The following is a 7,029-nucleotide window of genomic DNA, read 5'->3' on the forward strand; positions in this document are numbered from 1 at the left end:
CCCCTACTCCCCTACTCCCCTCCCTCCGAGCAGCCTCCCGCAGATCGGCAATAACCGCGCGCCGGTCCTGCCGCCGCCAGGCGAGATGGATGGAAACCGTGCGCCCGAACCACGGCATGTCGCGGAACACGATCGAGGGCGGCGCGGCCGTGCGCAGGCTCGCCTGCACGGTAGCCAGACCAAGGCCGGCGCTGACAAGCCCGAGCGAGGTCAGCGGATCCGCCGTCTCACAGGCGATGTCGGGCACGAAGCCAGCCTCGGCGCAAGCGGCGAGGAACTGGCCACGATTGGTATCATCTGGCTGGCGCACCACGGTGATCCAGACGCGGCCATCGAGATGGCGCGGCTGGATGTCGGGCACACCGGCCAGCGGATCATCCTCGGGAATGGCCAGCACCAGCGGCTCGTGGCGCAGCGGCGTGCTGGCGATATCGGGATCATCGGCCGCCGCGGGCGCATAGACCAAACCGAGATCGAGCGAGCGCTGCCGAAGCGCCTCCATCTGCGCGGCCGAGCGCAGGCTTCTCAACTGCAGATGAAAATCCGGTCGGTCGCGGCGGAACTGGCGCAGCATGCCGGCGACAAGCCCGGCATGGACCGCACCCTCGACATAGCCGATGGCAAGGCGCCCGACAGAACCGCTGGCCAGGTTGCGGCCAAGCTCCTCCAACCGGCGCGCATTCGACAGCAAGGCGCGGGCCTCGGTCAGGAAGGCGCGGCCCTCGGCATTGAGATGAACGCGCTGCTTTGCCCGCTCGAACAGGGCGACGCCAAGCTGTTGCTCCAACTGAATGATCTGACGGCTGAGCGGCGATTGCGAGATATGCAGCAGTTCGGCGGCACGACCGACGCTGCCGGTTTCGGCGACGGTGACGAAATATCTGATCTGGCGCAGGTCGAACATTTTTTGCTCCTCGACACCAAGTCCTTCCAGGTCTCAACTTTAGCCTAATCAGTCTTTGACTGTCTGACCACCCGGCGCGATATCTCCTGTCATCAACCGCCGACAACAGGAGACCGAAAATGCAGTTCCTTGCCCTTCTCACCCGCAATACGGAAAAGTTCACCGATGCCGATTTCGCACCCGTTCTGCCTGGCGAGGCCGAGCAGCGCCGCACCCTTTATGCCGAAGGCGCGGTGCGCCAGATCTGGAATCGCGGTGACATTCCCGGCAGCGGCCTGATGTTCGAAGCCGGCAGCGATGCCGATGTGCGCGGCCATCTCGCCACTCTGCCGCTGGTCAAGGCCGGCATGATGGACATTGCGGCGATCGTGCCGCTCAACCCCTATCCAGGGTTTGGCCCGAAGCGCTGAGGCTGACGGAACCCGAGGCGCCATGGTGACAAGCGCCTTGCATGTCATCAAGCCATTCGGCAGGCTGGTGCCGCCGCTCGCGGAGGCTAGACCAGCCTTTCGCGCTGGCGAGCGACAAATCGCCAGCGATGAAGGTGCAAATTGCATTCGACTGACTATCTCGGCCGCCTGTTCGGCCTCGAAGGCAAGCATGCCTTCATCACCGGCGCCAGCCGCGGCTTGGGCCTTGCCTTCGCGGAGGCGCTTGCGAGCGCCGGCGCGCGCGTCACGATCGGCGGCCGCAAGGCCGACGAACTCAAAGCCGCCGGCGAGCGCCTGCGCGCCGAAGGCCACACCGTGGCTGAAGCGATGATCGACGTCACCGACACCCAGTCGGTCGACAAGGCGATCGCGGCGGCCGAAATCGACACCGGACCGATCGACATCCTGGTCAACAATGCCGGCATCCAGCGACGCGCGCCGCTGGAGAGTTTCAGCGATGCCGACTGGGGCGCGCTGATGGCCACCAATCTGGACGGCGTGTTCAAGGTGAGCCGGGCCGTCGTCAAGGGCATGATCGCGCGCCGCAGGGGTTCGATCATCAATGTCTCCTCGGTGCAGAGCGTGCTAGCGCGTCCCTCGATCGCGCCTTACGCGGCTAGCAAGGGCGCCATCACCATGCTGACCAAGTCGATGGCCGGCGAATGGGGTCAGCACGGCGTGCGCGTCAACGCCATCGCGCCGGGTTATTTCAAGACCGAGCTCAACGACGCACTGGTCGCCGACGAGACATTCTCCGCCTGGCTGACCGGCCGCACGCCGATGCGGCGCTGGGGCGAGGTGCGGGAACTCGCGGGCGCCGCCGTATTCCTGGCATCCGACGCCGCCAGCTTCGTGAGCGGACAGACCCTGCTGGTGGATGGCGGGATTACCAGCGTCCTGTAGAGACCCGTGCCCGCGATGCACATCGTCACGAAACAGTCACACTAAATCGGGGATGCCATGCTAGGAATCGCAGCTGGCCGCCCCCGCGACCCCGACCGCATCAGAGACCGGCGAAGCCGCCATGAACATCGCCCTCCCCGCCGAAGGCACCGACCTGTCGCCTTACCTGCCCGATGAGCACGGGTTGTTCTTCATCTACCACTTCACCACCGAAGGGTTGCGCACCAGGGATTCCGGTGCGGCGCACTGGACGTGGCGCAGCTACCAGCTTTCCGACATGCGCGCGCGCCACGAGATCGGAGCCGACCAGGCCTTGCCGGCGCCGGTGCGCGAAGCCTTCCTGACCGCCAGCCATGGCTGCCATATCGACCTCGAGGATGACTGGCTCTATGGCGATCTGCCGGACCTGCGCCATGACTATTCGGCGGAAGCCGGCGGGCTTGGCCATTTCCGCTTCGCCCTCAACGATACGATGCTGGTCGGCGCCCGCAAGCAGCCGCTGCAATCGGTCGACAACATCCGCAAGGCGATCGAGAACGGATCGCGCAAATTCCGTTCGCCGGCCGAACTGATCGAGGCTGTCGTCGGTCAGTCGTTCGATGGAATGGCGGCGGAACTGGCGACCCTCAGCGACAGTCTCGACGGTATCGAGGACCGTATCGTGTGCGACGCATGGCACAATGAGCGGCAGGCGCTGGTCGATGCGCGCCGGCACCTGGTGGTCATCCACCGGCAGATGGCGACCCTGACCAATCTGTTTCGCCATCTCGACCATTCGCATCGCAACGACCTGCCGGATTCGATCAACGACATGGCGGCGCGGCTCTCGCACCGTGCCCAGACGCTGCACTATGACGGCGAGCAGTTGCAGGCGCGCACGCGGCTGCTGCAGGACGAGCTGATGGCCAAGCTGACGACGCAGTCGAACCGGCTGCTCTATGTGCTGTCGGTGATGACGGCGGTGCTGTTGCCGATGACCATCATCTCGGGCCTGTTCGGCATGAATGTCGGCGGCCTGCCGCTGGTCAACACGCCCATGGGCTTCTGGGTGGTGACGGCGGTATCGCTGCTGATCGCGGGCGTGACTTATCTTTTCGTCAGGCGGCTCGGACAGATGTAGCCCGGCGCGCCGCCGCCAGCATGGACCAGGAATAGACCGCGAGAGCCGCCCAGATCAGGCCAAAGGCGATGGCTTGCGTGGTGCCGAACGGCTCGTCGAAGATCAGCACGGCAATCAGGAACACCATGGTCGGCGCTATGTACTGCATGATGCCGATGGTCGAGAGGCGCAGCAGCTTGGCACCGAAGGCGAACAGCAGCAGCGGCACGGACGTCACCGGCCCGCAGCCAATGAGCAGCGCGGTGTCGGTGCCATTGCTGGAGACGAAATGGTCCTGCCCGGTGGCGATCAGGAAAATGATGTAGCCCAGCGCCGGGACCGACAGCAAAAGCACTTCGAGCAGGAAACCCTGGCTGGGGCCGATCGGCAGCGTCTTGCGGAAGAAGGCGTAGGCGGCGAAGGAAAAGGCCAGCGCCAGCGACACCCAGGGCAGCTTGCCGCCCTCGATCGTCAGCACGGCGACGGCAATCGCGGCAAGCACCACCGCCGCGATCTGCAGCCGGTCGAGCCGCTCGCCAAGCAGCAGCGCGCCGACCACGACGTTGACGAGCGGATTGATGTAATAGCCGAGTGCTGTCTCGACGGTGCGGTCGACGGCGATCGCCCAGACATAGATGCCCCAGTTGACCGAGATCAGCGCCGCCGTCAGCGCGGCCATGGCGATGGTGCGGGGCGAGCGGATCGCCGCCTTGAAGTCCGCCGTGCGACCGGCCCAGATCAGGACCGCCGCGGCGATCGGCACCGACCAGACGATGCGGTGTGCAATCACCTCGGCAAGTGGCAAATGCGCCACCGCCTTCATGTAGAAAGGCAGCAAACCCCACAAGAGATAGGCACCCAGCGCCAGCAGGAAGCCGCGGCGGGCTCTTCCATCTGCATCCTGGGCAATTGCTTCAGCGGCCATGGCCAACGCTATGGCCCAGTAACCTTAGCAAGACCATCGCAAAGTTCTGATGGATCAATGGACTTTCGCTGATGGTTCAAACTTACTCCGCCGCCACCAGCCCCGCCATCTCGCGGTTCTTCATCAGCTTGTAGACGATCGAATCCATCAGCGCCTGGAAGGACGCGTCGATGATGTTTTCGGACACGCCGACCGTCCACCAGCGGGCGCCGGTGCCGTCATGCGATTCGATGAGCACGCGGGTGATGGCCTCGGTGCCGCCATTGAGGATACGCACCTTGAAGTCGGCGAGCTCGAGATCGGCGATCTCGTTCTGGTACCTGCCGAGATCCTTGCGCAGCGCGATGTCGAGCGCGTTGACCGGGCCATGGCCCTCGGCCACCGACATCTTCTCCTCGCCCTCGACCAGCACCTTGACCACCGCTTCCGACACCGTCTTCAACTGGCCATTGGCATCGAAGCGGCGCTCGATCATGCAGCGAAACGAGGTGACGTGAAAGAACTCGGGCAGGCCGTGCAGCATCTTGCGAGCCAGGAGTTCGAAGGAGGCGTCGGCGCCCTCATAGGCATAGCCCGACGCCTCACGCTCCTTGACCACCGATATCAGGGCATCGAGCCGGTGATCGTCCTTCGGCACATCGATGCCGCGCCGCTTCAACTCGGCGAGGAAATTGGCCTTGCCGCCCTGGTCGGAGACCATGACGCGGCGACGGTTGCCGACCGATTCCGGCTGCACGTGCTCATAGGTCGCCGGCTCCTTGGCCAGCGCCGAGGCATGAATGCCGGCCTTGGTGGCAAAGGCGGACGAACCGACATAGGGCGCCTGCGCTTCCGGGGCGCGGTTCAACAATTCGTCGAAGGCGCGAGACAAGCGCGAAATGCCGGTGAGCGCCTCGTCTGAAATGCCGGTCTCGAAACGGTCGGCGAAAGCCGGCTTCAGCGCCAGTGTCGGCACGATCGAGATCAGATTGGCGTTGCCGCAACGTTCGCCGATGCCGTTCAGCGTGCCCTGGATCTGGCGCACGCCGGCCTCGACGGCGGCAAGGGAATTGGCCACCGCCTGGCCGGTGTCGTCATGGGCGTGGATGCCGAGATGCGCGCCCGGAATGCCCGCGGCAATGACTTTTTCAACGATTGCCCGCACTTCCGAGGGCTGCGTGCCGCCATTGGTGTCGCAAAGCACCACCCAGCGCGCGCCGGCTTCATAGGCCGTCCTCGCGCAGGCCAGCGCGTAGTCCGGATTGGCCTTGAAGCCGTCGAAGAAATGCTCGCAATCGACCATCGCTTCCTTGCCCGAAGCGACTGATGCCTCGACCGAAGCCTTAATGGCGTCGAGGTTCTCCTCGTTTGTACAGCCGAGCGCGACGCGGACATGGTAGTCCCAGCTCTTGGCGACGAAGCAGATGGCGTCCGATTTCGACTGTACGAGTGCCGCTAGACCTGGGTCGTTGGAGGCCGACACCCCAACCCGCTTGGTCATGCCGAAGGCGACGAATTTGGCGCGGGCCGTGCGCTTCTGCTGAAAGAAGGCGGTGTCGGTCGGGTTGGCGCCGGGATAGCCGCCCTCGACATAGTCGAAGCCGAACTCGTCGAGCAGTTTGGCAATCGCGATCTTGTCCTCGACCGAAAAGTCGATGCCCGGCGTCTGCTGGCCGTCGCGCAATGTGGTGTCGAAGAGGTAAAGGCGTTGTTTTGTCATGGCCATAGCTCGAAAAATCGTCGCAGAGCGCAAGCAGGAAAGGCTATTTTCCCGCAAACTTGTCCGTCGCCCGGATCAGTTGATCGAGGATGCCAGGCTCGGAATAGGCATGGCCGGCGCCTTCGACCAGATGAAAATCCGCCTTCGGCCATGCCTTGTGCAGCGCCCAGGCGTAGCGCGCCGGGCACGGCATGTCGTAGCGGCCGTGGACGATGGTGCCGGGGATATCCCCGAGCTTATGCGCGTCGCGCAGCAGCTGCCCCTCCTCCAGCCAACCGGCGTGGACGAAATAATGGTTCTCGATGCGGGCGAAGGCAACGGCGTAGTCGTCCTGCCCGAACGGGCCGCTGGTTTCAGGCTCCGGCAGCAGCGTGATCGTCTCGCCTTCCCACAGGCTCCAGGCTCGGGCGGCCTGTATTTGCGCCTTGCGGTCGCTGCCCACCAGCCGCTTGCGGTAGGCGCCCATCATGTCGCCGCGCTCGGCCTGCGGGATCGGCGCCAGGAAACGCTCCCACTTGTCGGGGAACATTTCGGAGACGCCGAACTGATAATACCATTCGAGTTCCGCGCGGGTCAGCGTGTAGATGCCACGCACCACCAGTTCGCTGACGCGATCGGGGTGTGTCTCGGCATAAGCGAGCGCTAGCGTCGAGCCCCAGGAGCCACCGAACACCAGCCATTTGTCGAAGCCGGCCATTTCGCGCAGGCGCTCGATGTCGGCGACCAGATGCCAGGTCGTGTTGGCCTCCAGCGAGGCGTTGGGCGTCGACTTGCCGCAACCGCGCTGGTCGAACAGGATGACGTCGTAGAGCTTCGGGTCGAACAGCCGACGGTGTTTGGGCGAGATGGTGCCGCCCGGTCCGCCATGCAGGAAGACCGCCGGCTTGGCGCCCTTGGTGCCCGACCGCTCCCAATAGACCTGATGACCGTCGCCGACATCGAGCATGCCGGAGTCAAACGGTTCGATTTCCGGATAGAGGGTGCGCAAGCTCATAGTTTCAGGCCCTGTTGCGGCCAGTTGGCCGTTTCGTGATCGGGATGCTGGAAGGAGATGATCTGCTCCTGCCT

At 64.5% G+C, this 7,029-nt stretch carries 7 protein-coding genes and 1 pseudogene; 3 read left to right on the top strand and 5 right to left on the bottom strand.

What is annotated here, in order from left to right; all coding sequences use genetic code 11:
• Nucleotides 1–904 (bottom strand): LysR substrate-binding domain-containing protein (locus tag FJ948_RS30130; protein ID WP_140710958.1); only part of this gene is annotated, 904 nt, incomplete at its 3' end.
• A 119-nt stretch (nt 905–1,023) separates the two neighbouring features.
• Here FJ948_RS30130 and FJ948_RS30135 point away from each other — a divergent pair.
• The 3 genes from FJ948_RS30135 (at nt 1,024) to FJ948_RS30145 (ending at nt 3,358) form a co-directional block, all read left to right on the top strand.
• Nucleotides 1,024–1,314: a muconolactone Delta-isomerase family protein gene (locus FJ948_RS30135; RefSeq protein WP_140710960.1), complete on the top strand. Its 291-nt coding sequence runs from the start codon at nt 1,024–1,026 to the stop codon at nt 1,312–1,314.
• Between the two features lie 141 nt (nt 1,315–1,455).
• Nucleotides 1,456–2,238: a glucose 1-dehydrogenase gene (locus FJ948_RS30140; protein WP_140710962.1), complete on the top strand. Its 783-nt coding sequence runs from the start codon at nt 1,456–1,458 to the stop codon at nt 2,236–2,238.
• A 121-nt stretch (nt 2,239–2,359) separates the two neighbouring features.
• A complete protein-coding gene (locus FJ948_RS30145) occupies nt 2,360–3,358 on the top strand; it encodes a transporter (RefSeq protein WP_140710964.1) in 999 nt (332 codons plus the stop codon).
• On the opposite strand, the gene rarD is transcribed toward FJ948_RS30145, so the two are convergent.
• The 4 genes and pseudogenes from rarD to FJ948_RS31035 form a co-directional block, all read right to left on the bottom strand.
• On the bottom strand, nt 3,336–4,262 hold the full coding sequence (gene rarD, locus FJ948_RS30150) for an EamA family transporter RarD (protein WP_140710966.1): 927 nt from the start codon (nt 4,260–4,262) through the stop codon (nt 3,336–3,338). The genes FJ948_RS30145 and rarD overlap by 23 nt on opposite strands.
• An 82-nt stretch (nt 4,263–4,344) precedes the next feature.
• Nucleotides 4,345–5,967, bottom strand: a complete 1,623-nt coding sequence (gene cimA, locus FJ948_RS30155) for a citramalate synthase (protein WP_181173888.1) — start codon at nt 5,965–5,967, stop codon at nt 4,345–4,347.
• A 37-nt stretch (nt 5,968–6,004) separates the two neighbouring features.
• Nucleotides 6,005–6,955, bottom strand: a complete 951-nt coding sequence (gene pip / locus FJ948_RS30160) for a prolyl aminopeptidase (protein WP_140710970.1) — start codon at nt 6,953–6,955, stop codon at nt 6,005–6,007.
• Nucleotides 6,952–7,029, bottom strand: a pseudogene (locus tag FJ948_RS31035) (GFA family protein); the annotation flags it as partial. The gene pip and the pseudogene FJ948_RS31035, both read right to left, overlap by 4 nt.

The sequence above is a fragment of the Mesorhizobium sp. B2-3-12 genome, assembly GCF_006442205.1.
Lineage (GTDB): Bacteria > Pseudomonadota > Alphaproteobacteria > Rhizobiales > Rhizobiaceae > Mesorhizobium.